11 protein-coding genes are annotated in these 14,951 nt (G+C 67.8%); 7 read left to right on the plus strand and 4 right to left on the minus strand.

Translation table 11 applies throughout. The features are described 5' to 3' along the window. Positions 1-169: 169 nt before the first annotated feature. Positions 170-925: a 2-dehydro-3-deoxy-D-gluconate 5-dehydrogenase KduD gene (gene kduD, locus ACFQQC_RS09650; protein ID WP_376862047.1), complete on the minus strand. Its 756-nt coding sequence runs from the start codon at positions 923-925 to the stop codon at positions 170-172. Positions 926-1,126: 201 nt separating this feature from the next. Here kduD and ACFQQC_RS09655 point away from each other — a divergent pair, with 201 nt between their 5' ends. After that, the gene (locus tag ACFQQC_RS09655; protein ID WP_376862050.1) at positions 1,127-1,768 is read left to right on the plus strand and encodes an RpiB/LacA/LacB family sugar-phosphate isomerase; all 642 of its coding nucleotides are present in this window, start codon (positions 1,127-1,129) and stop codon (positions 1,766-1,768) included. A gap of 8 nt (positions 1,769-1,776) precedes the next feature. Here ACFQQC_RS09655 and ACFQQC_RS09660 read toward each other — a convergent pair whose 3' ends face one another. Together ACFQQC_RS09660 and ACFQQC_RS09665 are read right to left on the minus strand one after the other, a co-directional pair. Then, on the minus strand, positions 1,777-2,820 hold the full coding sequence (locus ACFQQC_RS09660) for a LacI family DNA-binding transcriptional regulator (RefSeq protein WP_376862053.1): 1,044 nt from the start codon (positions 2,818-2,820) through the stop codon (positions 1,777-1,779). A 60-nt stretch (positions 2,821-2,880) separates the two neighbouring features. Then, positions 2,881-4,248, minus strand: a complete 1,368-nt coding sequence (locus ACFQQC_RS09665; RefSeq protein WP_376862055.1) for a polysaccharide lyase family 1 protein — start codon at positions 4,246-4,248, stop codon at positions 2,881-2,883. A 129-nt stretch (positions 4,249-4,377) separates the two neighbouring features. Here ACFQQC_RS09665 and ACFQQC_RS09670 point away from each other — a divergent pair, with 129 nt between their 5' ends. From ACFQQC_RS09670 to ACFQQC_RS09695, 6 genes are all read left to right on the plus strand, one after another. Beyond that, the gene (locus tag ACFQQC_RS09670) at positions 4,378-5,193 is read left to right on the plus strand and encodes a 2-keto-4-pentenoate hydratase (protein WP_376862058.1); all 816 of its coding nucleotides are present in this window, start codon (positions 4,378-4,380) and stop codon (positions 5,191-5,193) included. Then, positions 5,190-6,179 carry a TRAP transporter substrate-binding protein gene (locus ACFQQC_RS09675; protein ID WP_376862061.1) on the plus strand — a complete coding sequence of 330 codons (990 nt, stop codon included), beginning with the start codon at positions 5,190-5,192 and terminating at the stop codon, positions 6,177-6,179. The genes ACFQQC_RS09670 and ACFQQC_RS09675 overlap by 4 nt, the downstream gene beginning before the upstream one ends. Positions 6,180-6,223: 44 nt before the next feature. Further along, a complete protein-coding gene (locus tag ACFQQC_RS09680; RefSeq protein ID WP_376862064.1) occupies positions 6,224-6,733 on the plus strand; it encodes a TRAP transporter small permease in 510 nt (169 codons plus the stop codon). Between the two features lie 2 nt (positions 6,734-6,735). Beyond that, positions 6,736-8,016: a TRAP transporter large permease gene (locus ACFQQC_RS09685; RefSeq protein WP_376862067.1), complete on the plus strand. Its 1,281-nt coding sequence runs from the start codon at positions 6,736-6,738 to the stop codon at positions 8,014-8,016. Continuing rightward, a complete protein-coding gene (locus ACFQQC_RS09690) occupies positions 8,017-9,111 on the plus strand; it encodes a sugar kinase (protein WP_376862070.1) in 1,095 nt (364 codons plus the stop codon). Between the two features lie 98 nt (positions 9,112-9,209). Further along, positions 9,210-9,431: a hypothetical protein gene (locus ACFQQC_RS09695; RefSeq protein WP_376862072.1), complete on the plus strand. Its 222-nt coding sequence runs from the start codon at positions 9,210-9,212 to the stop codon at positions 9,429-9,431. Between the two features lie 183 nt (positions 9,432-9,614). Here ACFQQC_RS09695 and ACFQQC_RS09700 read toward each other — a convergent pair whose 3' ends face one another. Then, positions 9,615-14,693: an Ig-like domain-containing protein gene (locus ACFQQC_RS09700; RefSeq protein ID WP_376862075.1), complete on the minus strand. Its 5,079-nt coding sequence runs from the start codon at positions 14,691-14,693 to the stop codon at positions 9,615-9,617. Between the last annotated feature and the right edge of the window lie 258 nt (positions 14,694-14,951).

Here is a 14,951-nt window from a genome sequence, read left to right on the forward strand (position 1 = left end):
TATCGTCATCCCGACGAAAGTCGGGACCCAGCGGCGCCGCGACGGCGGCGAAACACCGTATTTCAGAATCGCAAGCGACGGTGCTCCCGACAGCTTCGCGCTCTCGCGCGCCGCTGGGTCCCGGGGTTCGCTACGCGCCCCCGGGATGACGACAGCTTCTGAAGTGAACCTACCGCGCCAGCCAGCCCCCATCGACCGCCAGCACCGTGCCGTGGACATAGGCCGAGGCGTCCGAGGCGAGGAAGACAGCCGCCCCGCCGAGGTCGGAGGGATCGCCCCAGCGCCCGGCGGGGATGCGGGCCAGGATGTCGCGATTGCGGACCTCGTCGGCGCGCAGGGCCTCGGTGTTGTTGGTGGCGAAATAGCCGGGCGCGATGCCGTTGACGTTGATGCCCTTCGCCGCCCACTCGCAGGCCAGCAGGCGGGTCAGGCCGGCGAGGCCGCTCTTGGAGGCGGTATAGGACGGCACCCGGATGCCGCCCTGGAAGCTGAGCATCGAGCAGATGTTGATGATCTTGCCGCCCCGTCCGGCCTCGACCCACGTCCGGGCCACGGCCTGACTGAGGAAGAAGGCCGTCTTCAGATTGGTGTCGATGACCGCGTCCCAGTCCTCCTCGGTGAAGTCGAGGCTGTCGTTGCGGCGGATGATCCCGGCGTTGTTCACCAGGATGTCGATCTGGCCGACGGCGGCCACGGCCTGGGCCACCACATCGGCGATGGGGGCGGTGGAGGACAGGTCCGCCGGGATGGCGTGCAGGGCCCGGCCCGCCGCCTGCACCAGTTCCGCCGTCTCGGTCGGCGCCGAGCGGCCGACGGCGACGATGTCCGCCCCGGCCTGCGCCAGCCCGACAGCGATCGCCTGCCCCAGACCGGTGTTGGCGCCGGTGACGAGGGCCGTGCGGCCTGAGAGATCGAACGGGTTCATGTCAGCGGGCCTCGCGAAAGGTGGACGCACCATCAATCAGGAGGATGTCGCACGGATGCGCGCTGGCCGACATGCTTTCCCTCCCCCGACTTGTCTGTGCGGATTGAACACATAGGTAACCGGTGTCATAAGCCGATGCAAACGGGGACGAGGCTGGAGCCAGACCTGCGCTCCGCCCATTGTCCCGACCGGAGGAACACCATGAAAATCGCCCTGATCATCGAGAACAGCCAGGCCGCCAAGAGCGAGATCGTCCATAACGCCCTGACCGCCGTGGCCGAGCCGCTGGGCCATGAGGTCTTCCACTACGGCATGTATTCGGCCGAGGACAAAGCCTCGCTGACCTACGTCATGAACGGGATCCTGACCGGCATCCTGCTGAACTCGGGCGCGGCTGATTTCGTGGTCACCGGCTGCGGCACGGGCACCGGTTCGATGCTGGCGGCCAACGCCATGCCCGGCGTCTTCTGCGGCCTGATCATCGACCCGACCGACGCCTTCCTGTTCGGCCAGATCAACGACGGCAACGCCATCGCCATGCCCTACGCCAAGGGCTTCGGCTGGGCGGCCGAGCTGAACCTGCAGGACGTCTATCGCAAGCTGTTCGACGGCGAGCGCGGCCTCGGCTACCCGAAGGAACGGGCCGAGATCATGCGCAAGAACCGCGGCATCCTGAAGGAGATGAAGGCCGCCACCTGCAAGGACATCATCAGCGCGCTCAAGGCCCTCGATCAGGACCTGCTGAAGGCCGCCATCGCGGGCGAGAAATTCCAGGACTACTTCTTCGCCAACGCCACCGATGAAGCCGTCCGCGACTATATCAGGGGCGTCCTCGCCGCCTGAGGACAGGCCTAGCCCTTCGGTCCCGCAGTCGATTCCCGCACGATCAGCGAGGGATCGACCACCGGCTGGGCCAGCGTCGCCGGGTCCAGACCGCGGATGCCGGCGGTCAGCTTCTCGGCGGCCATGCGCCCCATGTCGCGGATGGGCAGGCGCACCGTGGTCAGGTTCGGCCAGACGCGTGAGGCCATGGGCAGGTCGTCGAAGCCGACGATAGACAGGTCGCGCGGCACGTCGAGACCCCTGTCGCGCGCGGCCTTCATGACGCCGATGGCCATTTCGTCGTTGCCTGCGAAGATCGCGGTCGGCGGGGTCGGCAGGGACAGCAGGCTCTCCGCCGCCTCGACCCCGGATTCGAAGGTATAGGCGCCCTTGCGTGTATAGGCGTCGTCCATCGACAGCCCATGCTCGGCCAGCCCCTCGCGGAAGCCCCTGCCCCGCTCGAACGATGAGCGGAAGGTGTCGGGACCGGAGATGAAGGCGACCCGGGTGTGGCCCAGCTCGGCCAGATGCCGCGCCGCCTGGGCCGCGCCGCGATGGTCGTGCGTCACCACCATGCAGGCCGGCTCGTCCAGCGACACCGAGGCGATGCGGACATAGGGGCAGTCGACGTCCTTGAGGATCTCGATCACCCGGTCGTCTTCCGACACCGACGGCGGCATGACGACGCCGAACAGCTTCTGGCGCACCACGAAGCCGCGCACCTCGTCCAGGAAGGTCGGCGAGGCGCGGTTGCACGGGTGGACGACCAGCTCGAGGCCGGAGCCGCGCACCGCGTCCAGCACGCCCTGCTGCATGTTCACGACGTAGTTGGGGCTGGGGTTGTCGTAGATCATCCCGACAAGAAATGACCGGCGGAAGGCCAGACCGCGCGCCTGCGGATCGGGGGTGAAGCCATGCTCGGCGATCACCGCCTCGACCCGCTTGCGCGTCTCCTCCTTCACGAAGGGGGAGTTGTTGATGACGCGCGACACGGTCTTCTTGGACACCTCCGCCAGTCGGGCGATGTCGTTGATGGTGGCGGGCTTGCCGCCCGGTCGCTTGGTCTCATTCACGCGGTTGAGTCTCTCTGGCCTAACACCGTCTTTAGAGTGCGTCGGCTGCGCTGTCAGCGGTCAGGTGGTGCGTCGACGCGCCGGGCGGTCCAGCACCTCATCCCGCAGCGGGGTCATGAAACGCAGGTCCCAGTCGTCGGGGTTGAAGGGTTTGCGGGTCGCCTCGGTCACGGCCGGATAGCCGCCGACCTCGCGCTCGTGATCGATGATCTCGCCGCGCCCCTCGGCCACCTCGGCGATCAGCAGGACGTCGCGCTGGTCGCGGTCCCAAGGACGGGCGCCCGACTGCGACAGGACCGAGACCTGCACCTGCTCGGCCGCGATCGGGGTGACGCCCTCCCACCAGACCGGCGGACGGCGGGTCTCGATGATGCGGGCCGGGGTGGTGGTGTAGCGACCGAACATGCGGATCGGCTCACCGACCTGATCCACGGCGATGTTGTCCCGGCCGTAGTATTCCAGATCGCCCGCGCCGCCGATCATCAGGAAGGCCAGATGGTCGGTCGGAGTGGACGGCCCGGCGCGCAGGACGTTTCCGATGGCGGTCATCTTGCCGACCTCATAGGGGTGGTTCAGCCACTCCTCGGGGGCGAGGTTGTAGTGGATGGCGCGCGGCCCCGGATTATAGATCAGGTTGTTGACGATCACCCCGTGGACGCCGCCCTTGAACAGGGGGCTGCGCTCATAGTTGTGGGCGTACAGATTGTTGATGATCAGCAGGCCGGTGACGTTGTCGTGGATCAGCGAGCCCTTGGAGTGTTCGCCCTTCGAGTGGGTCGAATAGGCCAGGCTCTCGGCGATGATGTTGTTCGAGAAGGTGATGTTGTGGCTGGTGCCGCGCCGCCATTCCTCGGGCGTCGAGCCCGTGAAGCGAGGGCCTGAGGCGGACAGGTTCTCATCCGTGCCCCACTCCAGACTGCAGTGGTCGACGATGACGTTGTACGCCGCCTGGGTGGAGATCGAGTCCTCGTCCCAGCCGCTCATCCATTCCTGACCGGCCGAGCCGGGACGGATGCGGATGTGCTGGATGATGACGTCATGGCCGCCGACGTCGATGCCGCCCCGGATCAGGGTGATTCCCGGCGACGGCGCGGTCTGGCCGGCGATGGTGATGAAGGGGTTGGTGAGCTTCAGCGTCTTGCGATCCAGGTCAATGACCCCACCGACCTCGAACACCACGATGCGCGGGCCGTCCGCCTCGATCGCCTCACGCAAAGAGCCCGGCCCCTCGCTGTTCAGATTGGTCACGCGGATGATGCGTCCGCCCCGTCCGCCCGGGGTCTGTGACGCCCAGCCCAGCGCGCCGGGGAAGGCCGGCAGGGCGGCCTCCGCCGGAGCCGAAGCGGCGGTCTGCGCCATCGGCGCGACGGGCGCCGCAAGCGGCAGGACGAGCGCGGCCGCGACGGCGGCCAGACGGGCGAGGGTCATGTTTCCATCCTGTAGCCTGACCGACTGTGTCCGCGGTCTTGTGCTGAACAACGTCGCCCAACGCGACGCCGGATTCAAATTGACACCGGTTTCCTTCCTGCGCAATGTCCCTCTCAAACGGGAGGATGCGTGAAACACGCACACGACAATTCAAGTGGTTCGCTGATCGCGCGGACCTTCACGGACGCGCGCCGCGCCGGGACCGCTGTGCTCGCCTATCCGGGCGAAAAGCCGGACTCCCTGGCCGCCGCCTACGCTGTTCAGGACGAGGCGATCAGCCTGTGGCCCGACCGGATCGCGGGCTGGAAGCTGGGTCGGGTGAACCCGCCCTTTGATGCGCAGTTCGGCGCCGGTCGACTGGCCGGACCGATCTTTTCGAAGAACGTCTGGCAGGCCGTCGAGGGCGCACCGACACCGTTCGGCGTCATCGACGGCGGCTTCGCCGCGGTCGAGGCGGAGTATATTCTGGAACTGGGCGAAACCGCGCCGGACCGCGACGACTGGACGCCCGAAAGCGCCGCCGCGCTGGTCGGACGCGCCCTGATCGGCGTCGAGATCGCGGGCAGTCCCTTTGCCGAGATCAATGGCCACGGGCCGGCGGTCACGGCCTCGGACTTCGGCAACAACGCCGGCCTGATCCTGGGCGGCGAAATCGCGGACTGGCGCGAGCGGCTGGCGGGCCTGACCTGCCGGGTGCTGATCGACGACGCGGTGATCGGGACCGGCGGCGCCGCCTCCATTCCCAACGGCCCGCTCGATTCCCTGGCCTTCCTGCTGAACCTGCTGCACCGGCGCGGTCGGCGGCTGGAGGCCGGACAACTGATCTCGACCGGCGCCGCCACCGGGGTCCACCAGATCTTCATCGGCCAGTCCGCCGTCGCCGACTTTGGCGCGGACGGCCAGATCGCCTGCGTCGCCGTGCGGGCCGAGGGGGAGACGACATGAGCCTGACCCGTCGCACTCTGGCCCTCGCGGGCGTCGCCGGCCTCGGTCTTTCGGCCTGTTCGCCCCGTGCCGCGGGCGGCCAGACCGTGCTGAAGGCGGTCGATGTCCACCCCGCCGACTACCCCACCGTCGCCGCCGTCAAATGGATGGGCGAAGAGCTGGGACGGCTGACCGACGGTCGCATCGGTATCCGACAGTTTCCGGCCGGACAGCTGGGCACCGAGGACGACTCCATCGGCCTGACCCGCTTCCAAGCGATCGACATCTGCCGCGTCGCCGTCGCCGCTCTGAACAACGCCTTCCCGGAAACCCGCCTGCTGGCCCTGCCCTATGTCTATCGCGACGAGGCGCACGTCCGGGCCGTGGTGGACGGCGAGATCGGCACAGAACTGCTCAATGTGTTCGAGGGGCGCGGCCTGATCGGCCTGGCCTATTACGACGCCGCCCCGCGCAGCTTCTACAACGTCCGCCATCCGGTCACCGAGCCGGGCCAGATGCGCGGCCTCAAGATGCGCGCGCCGCAGTCGGACATCTTCCTGGACTCGATCCGGGCCATGGGCGCCAATCCGACGCCCCTGACCTTCGGCGCGGTCTTCTCGTCCCTGCAGACCCATCTGATCGACGGGGCCGAGAACAACTGGCCCAGCTATCAGTCCAGCCGCCAGTTCGAGGTGGCCCGCTACTGGAGCGACACCCAGCACTCGTTCTCGCCGGACGCCCTGCTGATGTCCAAGGCCAGCTTCGAGCGCCTGACGCCCGCTGACCGGGAGCTGGTCCGCGACGTCGCCCGCCGGTCGGTGCCGATCATGCGCGCCGAGTGGGACAAACGACAGGCCGAGGCCCGCGCCACCGTCCTGGCCGCAGGCGTGCAGGTGGCCCAGGTCGACCGCGAGGCCTTCGCCGCCACCGTTCGCCCGGTCCTCGACAAGTATCTTTCCGAGCCGCACCTGCGTGCGCTCCACGAACGTATCGCAGCGGTCGCCTGAACGACCGCGCACACACCATCGGTGCTCTGGGAGGGGAACCGGACATGACTGAATCCCGAAGTGGCCTTGTCGGCGCGCTCGACAGGCTGGCCACAGGCGTACTGGGTCTGGCGGGCGTCGCGCTCGTGCTGATGGCCCTGATCCAGGCCTGGCAGGTCTTCGCCCGCTATGTGCTGAACGACAGCCCCGGCTGGACCGAACCCCTGGCCCTGCTGCTGATGAGTTTCGCGGTCATGTTCGGCGCCTCCGTGGCTGTACGACGCGAGACCCATTTCGCCTTCCAGTCGCTTCAGCACGCCCTGCCGGAGAAGGCCCAGTGGGTGCTGAAGTCGCTGTCACGCCTGATCGCGGCGGCGGCCGGCGCCGGACTGATGCTGCTGGGCGGCACGCTGATGATCGACGACTGGGCGGTCAACATGGCCGGCGCGCCCCTGCCCTCGGGCCTGAAGTTCGCCGGCCTGTGCGTGGGCGGCGGCCTGATCCTGCTGTTCTCGATCGAACGGCTGCTGACCGGAGACTACCGCGCCCCCGAGACCGTCGAGACGGAGGACTGACCATGGAATACGTCATCCTGTTCGGCCTGCTGGCCATCCTGCTGGCGCTTGGCGTGCCGGTCGCCTTCTCCCTGCTCGGCGCGACGCTGGCGACGGTGCTCTACCTCGCCCTGCCGCCCATCGTGGTGTTCCAGCAGATGGGCTCCGACATCACCTCGGTGGCCCTGCTGGCCATTCCCCTGTTCATCTTCACCGGCGAACTGATGATGAAGGGCGGCCTGTCCGACCGGATGATCACCCTCGCCGGCTCCATGGTCGGCCATGTGCGCGGCGGTCTGGGGCAGGTGACGGTGGTCGGCTCGACCCTGTTCGGCGGCGTCTCGGGCAGCGCCATCGCCGACGTCTCGGCGGTCGGCGGCACCATGATCCCGCAGATGCAGAAGCGCGGCTATGACAGCGACTACGCCGTCAATGTCACCATCTCGGCGGCCCTGGTCGCCCTGCTCGTCCCGCCGTCGCACAACATGATCCTGTACTCGGCCTCGGCCGGCGGCGGGGTGTCGATCTCGGACCTGTTCGCGGCGGGCATCGTCCCGGCGGGCCTGCTGGCCGCGGCCCTGATGATCGTCTCCTATGTGCTGGCGCGCCGTCGCGGCTACACGGCGGAGCCCTTCCCGGGCTTCCGCGCCGTCCTGACCCGACTGGTCGCCGCCATCCCCGGCCTGCTGCTGGTCGGCATCATCTTCGGCGGCATCCGGGCCGGCATCTTCACCGCGGTGGAGAGCGCCTCGATCGCCGTGGTCTACGCCACCGTGGTGACCGGTCTGGTCTATCGCCACATGAGCTGGACGGCGTTCAAGGCCGCCTGCACCGGCGCCGCCCGCACCTCGGGCGCGGTGCTGTTCATCATCGGCTGCGCGGGCGCCTTCGGCTGGCTGATGGCCTATCTGCAGGTGCCGTCGATGATGGTCAGCCTGCTGCAGACCCTGACCGACAACCCGATCCTGATCCTGCTGCTGATCAACATCATCCTGCTGGTGCTGGGCACCTTCATGGACATGGCCCCGCTGATCATCATCTGCACCCCGATCTTCCTGCCGGTGGCCAAGGCCTTCGGCGTGGACCCGGTGCAGTTCGGCGTGATCCTGCTGCTGAACTGCGGCATCGGCCTGATCACCCCGCCGGTCGGGTCGGTCCTGTTCGTCGGCAGCGCCATCGCCAAGGTGCCCATGACCCACAGCCTGCGTTCGATCTGGCCCTTCTATCTGGCTTGCACCGGCGTGCTGATGCTGGTCACCTTCGTGCCCGCGATCTCGCTCTGGCTGCCCTCGCTGTTGAAATAGATGACCGACCTGAAGGGCCTCAGGCCCGCCGAAGACTGTCGCTGGGACTGTGTCGCGCTCGGCGAGGTCATGCTGCGCCTCGATCCCGGCGAGGGCCGCATCCGCACCGCCCGGACCTTCCAGGTCTGGGAGGGCGGCGGCGAGTACAATGTCGCCCGCGGCCTGCGAAAGACCTTCGGTCTGCGGACCTCTGTGGTCACCGCCCTGCCCCGCACCGAGACCGGGGCCCTGGTCGAGGATCTGATCCTGCAAGGCGGCGTGGACACCTCGCACATCCTCTGGCGCGAGGCCGACGGCGTGGGCCGCAACACCCGCGTCGGGCTGAACTTCACCGAGCGCGGCTTCGGGCCGCGCGGGGCGCTGGGCTGTTCCGACCGGGCCAACTCCTCCGCCTCGCAGATCCGGCCGGACGAGGTGGACTGGGACCAGCTGTTCGGCGTTGAGGGCGTCCGCTGGCTGCACACCGGCGGCATCTTCGCCGCCCTGTCGGAAACCACCGCCGAAACGACGCTCGCCGCCATTCGCGCGGCCAAGACACACGGCGTCGTGGTCAGCTATGACCTGAACTATCGCGCCAGCCTGTGGTCCAGCCATCCGGACCCGGACGCCGCCCGCCGGGTGAACCGCGAGATCGCCGGGTTGGTCGATGTGCTGGTCGGGGATGAGTACGCCTACGCCGCCTGCCTCGGCATCGAGACGACGGACAAGCGCGCTGATCCGGCGGACAGCCGGCCCTTCGACGCCCTCGTGGCCCGGCTGGCGAAGGAGCTGCCGAATGTGCAGGTCTTCGCCGCCACCCTGCGCGACCCGGTGTCCGCCTCGGTCAACCGCTGGGGCGGGGTTCTGTGGCTGGGCGGCGATCGGTACGCCACCGCGATCAATGAGGTTGCCGTGCTGGACCGCGTCGGCGGGGGCGACGGCTTTGTCTCGGGACTGGCGTACGCCTTCATGGGTGGCCTCGGGGCGCAGGCTGCGGTCGACTACGGCGTCGCCCACGGCGCCATCGCGATGACCACGCCGGGCGACAATGCGATGACCTCGCTGGCCGAGGTAAAGGGGCTGATCGAGGGGCGGGGCGCGGCCGCCATCCGCTAGCGCGGGGAGTCTCCTCAAACTCTTCAAGGCGATGGAAACCGCCCCCTCGTCATGCAACCTCGGGAGTCCATCACCCTGTTATCCAGAGGACGACCAGAATGAAGAAGGTGCTTGCCGCCGTCGCCGCCGGAGCCCTGCTGATCGCAGGCCAGGCCGTCGCCGCCCAGACCGTCGCCCCCGGAGCCCGCGTCGGTGATCGCGTCGGCGCCCGCGCCGAGGCCGCCAGCGATTTCGCCGGCGTTCCGATCAGCCTGATCGCCGCCGGTGTTCTGGTCGTGGTCATCGCGGTCGCCTCGGACGACGACAGCGACAGCGACTGACCGCGACGCCCGATCGCCGCGTCAGATCGCGCCGACGGCCTGATCCAGGTCGACGCACAGGCCGTTCACCTTCTCGATGCCGCCGGCGGCCGCCGGCAGGTCGATCAGCGGATTGACTGCATTCGCGGACGTTCAGACATGGACCGCCGTCCCGGCGGCGGCCTTGTCTCGCCTGACCCCGGCTCAGTTCCAGACGTCGTGGTCGGTGGGCCTGGCTATCTGGCTGCGGTGGAATGTGTCGAGGTTAACGGCGTCGTCGAAGCCGGACACGTCCGGCGTCGGGATCAGGTCGACATCCGGTCCGGTCAGCCCCCCGCCGCCCTGGCCGCCACCCGGTCCCGAAAGGCCGTCATCGAACACATCGGGCTGCACCAACGGCTCGGCGATCGCGCCCTTGTAGTCCACGAAGCCGTCGTTCGGCAGGCCGGGCAGGACCAGAGGCTGATCGACCGCGTCCTTGGCGGTCACCGCGTCATCGACGATCGCCGGCAGCACCTGCCGCTCGCTTTTGTCCGTCGCCCCGTCCGTCGGTTGCGCCGCCGGGATCACCGGATAGGTCAGCACCTGGGTCGAGCCGTTGCTGTACATCAGCAGTTCCATGCTCAGCACGAAGGTCGAGCCGTCGCGACCGGCCACCGAGTCCACGATGCGGTAGCCCTCGCCCTCCGCCGTGATGGTGTACTCGCCCCGCAGGCCGCGCAGGTACAGGGTGTCGATGCCTGCACCGCCGTCGATGGTGTCATTGCCCCCCATGCCGCGCAGATAGTCGTTGTTCGCGCCGCCGGTGATGTGGTTGTCGAGTTCATTGCCCCAGCCGCTGAAGCTGGCCGGACCGGTGTAGATCAGGTTTTCGACGTTGGCGGCGAGAGTATAGGTGCTGATCCGGGCCTCGACCGTGTCGATGCCCTCCCCCTCATACTCGATCACCGTGTCGGGGGCGTCGAGGATATAATAGTCGTTGCCCAGGCCGCCATGCACCTGGTTGGGGTCGATTTGCCCCCCCATGATGATGTCGTCGCCATCGCCGCCCATCAGCACATCGCTGCCCAGACCGCCGATGAGGATATTGGCGCCGGCGTCGCCCACGATCAGGTCGTTGAAACTCGACCCGGTGATGTTCTCGATCGAGACCAGCTCATCCCGCCCGCCCTCACCGTCATCCAGGGTCACGCGGGAATCCAGCCGCACCCGGACGCCCCAGGCTGACTGGCTGTAGTCCGCCGTATCGGAACCGTCGCCGCCGTTCAGGGTGTCATTGCCGCCGCGACCGCGCAGGACGTCATTGCCAGCGCCGCCGGTGAGGATGTTGTCCAGCCCATTGCCGGTGCCGGTGAAATTGCCCGTACCGCCGTAGACGAGGTTCTCGATATTGGCGCCGAGATTGTAGCGATCGATGCGGACCTCGACCGTGTCGATGCCCTCGTTCTCGAACTCGACGACCGTGTCATTGGCCTCCAGCACGAAGTAGTCGTTGCCCAGACCGCCGTAGAGCGTGTTCGAGGCGCCGGCGCCGCCGTAGAGGATGTCGTCACCGGCGCCGCCGATCAGGATGTCCGACCCCAGACCGCCCCGGATGATGTTGTTTCCGGCGTCCCCGACCAGAAGGTCGTCGAAGGCCGAACCGGTCAGGTTCTCGAAGCCCCGGATCGTGTCCGAGCCGCCGTCGCCGTTGTTGACCGCAGTTCCGGTGTTCAGCTGGGCGCGCACGCCCGACGAGGCCTGGCTGTAGTCCAGCAGGTCGATGCCCGCGCCGCCGTCCAGCACATTGACGCCGCCGCCGCCCATGATGATGTCGTCACCGGCCAGGCCCAGGATCACGTCATCCCCGGCCCCGCCCGACAGGACGTTGTTCCCGCCCGAGCCGGTCAGTTCGTCGTTGAAAGCCGAGCCGGTCAGGTTCTCGATGCCCGAGAAGCCGTCGCGACCGCCGTCGCCGTTGTTCACCGCGCCCCCCGTAGTCAGGCTGGCGATCACGCCCCCCGCGGCCCGGCTGTAATCGACCGTGTCCTGGCCGGCGCCGCCGATCAGGATGTCATCGCCACCGCCGCCCCACAGCACGTCGTCGCCGTCGCCGCCGGTCAGGATGTTGTTGCCGGCGGATCCTGTCAGCCTGTCGTTGAAGGCGGATCCGGTCAGGTTCTCGATGCTGTTGAACGTGTCCCGGCCGCCGTCGCCGTCGTCCAGCGCGACGCCGGTCGTGAGGTCCGCGACCACCCCGCCCGCAGCCCGGCTGTAGTCCGCCGTGTCCTGACCGGCGCCGCCGTCCAGACTGTCATTGCCGCCCGCGCCCCACAGGACATCGTCGCCGGCGCCGCCGGTCAGCACATTGTCGAGCGCATTGCCGACGCCGGAGAAGCTGCCCGAACCGATATAGGTCAGGTTCTCCACATGGTTCACGAGGGTGTAGGCGCCCAGATCGGTCTGGATGGTGTCGTTGCCCTCGTTCTCGAACTCCACGATCGTGTCACCGGCCGACCGGACCACATAGATGTCGTCGCCCAGACCGCCGAGCATCTCGTTGGGGACTCCCGCGCCGCCTTCCAGGACGTCGTCCCCGGCCAGACCGACCAGGGTGTCCGACCCGAGGCCGCCGATCAGATGGTCGTTGTAGGCGCTGCCGATCTGGACGCCGTCACCGACGATGATCCGCCCGCCGACGCCGACAACCGTGATCGTCAGGGTCGTCGAGGACGTCACGCCGTTGGAATCGACGATGGTGTAGTCAAAGACGTCCCGCGCGGTTTCTCCCTCCGCCATCTCGGCGGTCGTGTCGAAGGCGGTGAAGACGTAGCTGCCGTCGGCGCGGATCAGGATCGTCCCGTAGGCTCCGGTCACGACCTGGCCGACGTCGCCGGCCTGCCCGTTGACCGCGGTGATACGCGCCACACCGTTGCCGACGGCGACCACGTCATTGGCCAGAAGGCCGTGGGTCACATCCACATCCAGGGTCGAGGTTTCGGTCACCCGCCCCTTGTCGGAGACGGCGGCCGTGCCCGAACCGACCATGATCTCGACGGTTCTTGGCCCTACGGTCACCTGGCCGTCCGAGACGACATAGCTGAACCGGGCCAGGCCCACGTAGCCGGCCGGAGGCGTGAAGGTCCATTCACCGGTTCGGGGATCAATCACGACGACGCCATTGTCGACCGACCCGGTCACCACGGAATAGGTCAGGCGATCTCCGTCGACATCCCGGGCGTTGGCGCTGCCCTGAAGCGTGGCGTCGGCCCCGATGCCGATGACGCCGAAGGTCGTCTCGAGAACGGGCGCGTCATTGACCGGCGACGGGCGTCCCACCGTCCATCCGGCGATGGCCGCATCCAGGGCGGCGCGCTCCTCCGTCGTCAGGCCCGCCGCCGCCTGCTCCATGTTGAACAGAAGTTGCTGGTCGAACACCGCGAGGGCCGGACCGCCTCCGAGCTTCAGTCCGACGCCCAGCCAGAAATAGGCGTCGGCACCCGAAACCTCGACACCCTCGCCCATCAGGTAACGCCGGCCGACAGTGTACATGGCGTCGGCGTTGCCGAGCCGCGCCGCCAGCAGATAGGCCTCCACGGCCAGGGCATCGTCGACCGGGCCACCGTAACCGTAGTCGTAAAGGATCGCCAGCTTGTACAAGGCCTTGGCGTTGTTCGGCAGGGCTTCCAGCAACAGTCGGGCTTCCGCGTAGTCCTTGTCGACGCCCTCGCCGGTCGCATACATGTCGGCCAGCAGGATGTTGGCGTCGGCGATGCCGCGGCCCATTTCGAGATAGTGGGCGGCCAGGGTCGTATCGCGCGGCACATGCTGACCGGAATGCAGCCAGGTGCCGTAGAAGGTGGCCGCATTCGGCTCACCGGCTTCCGCCAGCAGGATCACATTGCGGATGAAGCCCTGCAGGTCGCCGGCGATCAGCAGGTCGACAGCCTGATTGTAGGTCAGCATCGCGGGCGTTTCACCCGGGGGCAGGACCGTCAGGGTCACGGTCCGGGTTTCGCTCTGCAACTGGCCGTCGCTGACGACATAGGAGAAGGTCGCCTGACCGCTGAAGCCGGTCGCCGGCGTGAAGACGTAGCGTCCGTTGGCCGGGTCGATGGTCACCGTGCCGTTGGTCGCCGATCCATCGACGAGGTGATAGGTCAGGCGCTCGTTGACGTCGACATCCGAGCCGGCCCGCAGGGTATAGTTGAACGCCGCGCCGCCGGCGATCGTCATCGCCTCATCCTGCGTCGTGGCGGTCGGCTGATCGTTGACGCCGCCGATATAGATATAGGCCGTGCGCTCGACCGTGTTCACGCCGTCGGTGACGCTGTAGCGGAACAGCGCCGCGCCGGTCGACGGGGAAGGCCCGTAGAAGTTGGCGGCCGGCGTGAAGACGAAGGCGCCGGTCGCGGCGTCAAGTTCGACCGTCCCGTTGCGGACCGAGCCCGCGACCACGCTGAAGGTCGCATTGGCCAGATTGATGCTGCCGTCCCCCGGCAGGGCGCCCGAAAAGTCCTGATCCTCAAGGCCGTAGAACAGGTCCCGCGTCGCGGCGCCCGGATCGATCGGCGTGGCCGGTTCATGGGTGCGGACGGTGATGTTGGCGATGTCGAGGAAGCCGGTGGGCGCATCATCCGGCTCGTCGTTCACAAAGACGAGGTGAAGGGTGGCGTTCGTCTGGCCGAGCGTCGGCGCCAGGTCGTAGGGCTGGTATCGGTCCGCCCAGTCGCCCTGCTGCGTCTGGTTCTCGCCGGCGTAGGTCCAGTCCTCGATATTGTCGCTCAGGCGAACCGTGATGGTGCGCCACTCGCCCTCGACCAGTTGGTCGGCCAGGTTATTGCCCGTGTTCGCCCAGTTGGTTCCGACCAGAGGCACGTAGAAATTCTTGTAGACGCCCTCTTCCGGAACATAGCGGCACAGCCAGACCATGAGCTTGCCGCCGTTGGCGTCGAAGTCCGTCGCGCGGATGGTGATCTCGAACTCGGCGTTCGTCAGGTTCAGGACGCCCGGCGATCCCGCCGCCGGAATGGAGAGGTGGGCGACCAGCCGCAGGGCGCCGATGCCGTCCAGATGGTTGGGATCGAGCTGGCCAGGCGCGTTCAGGCGGGTGAAGGACTCGTGCTCACCGCCGGCCTCCTGCACGACCGACGGCGCCATCCAGGACATCCAGGGCCCCATCCCCGAGGAGAAGTCGAAGGAATAGACGTGGGGGGGAGGCGCCTCGCCGGTGGCCAGCGGGGCGTCCGGCGCCGAGGTGGACGCCATCACCGGCGTGTCGGCGTCGAGAGCGTCCAGGTCCAACAGGTTATCCATAGCTCGATACGGTCTTTACAGGTTCGCGGACGGGCGACGGCGAACGCCATCGCGAGGCAGGCCGGGGACGCCCGCCAGTCTCGGCCTATATGTCACCCAAACCTTAATGTGGCATCTCACAAACAAAACCACCGCCGGTTTTTCTCCGGCGGTGGCCCTGTCGCATCGGGATGTCCGGCTCAGTTCCAGATGTCGTGGTCGGTGGCCTTGCCGATCTGGGAGCGGTGGAAGATGTCGAGGTTGATG

Origin of the sequence: Brevundimonas sp. GCM10030266, assembly GCF_042666595.1 — a bacterium.
GTDB lineage: Bacteria > Pseudomonadota > Alphaproteobacteria > Caulobacterales > Caulobacteraceae > Brevundimonas.

Excerpts from the sequence above, each read along its gene's own strand:
- ACFQQC_RS09675 (WP_376862061.1), top strand. The coding sequence starts at position 5,190 with ATGAGCCTGACCCGTCGCACTCTGGCCCTCGCGGGCGTCGCCGGCCTC.
- ACFQQC_RS09685 (WP_376862067.1), top strand. The coding sequence starts at position 6,736 with ATGGAATACGTCATCCTGTTCGGCCTGCTGGCCATCCTGCTGGCGCTT.
- ACFQQC_RS09690 (WP_376862070.1), top strand. The coding sequence starts at position 8,017 with ATGACCGACCTGAAGGGCCTCAGGCCCGCCGAAGACTGTCGCTGGGAC.
- ACFQQC_RS09655 (WP_376862050.1), top strand. The coding sequence starts at position 1,127 with ATGAAAATCGCCCTGATCATCGAGAACAGCCAGGCCGCCAAGAGCGAG.
- kduD (WP_376862047.1), bottom strand. The coding sequence starts at position 925 with ATGAACCCGTTCGATCTCTCAGGCCGCACGGCCCTCGTCACCGGCGCC.
- ACFQQC_RS09695 (WP_376862072.1), top strand. The coding sequence starts at position 9,210 with ATGAAGAAGGTGCTTGCCGCCGTCGCCGCCGGAGCCCTGCTGATCGCA.
- ACFQQC_RS09680 (WP_376862064.1), top strand. The coding sequence starts at position 6,224 with ATGACTGAATCCCGAAGTGGCCTTGTCGGCGCGCTCGACAGGCTGGCC.
- ACFQQC_RS09665 (WP_376862055.1), bottom strand. The coding sequence starts at position 4,248 with ATGACCCTCGCCCGTCTGGCCGCCGTCGCGGCCGCGCTCGTCCTGCCG.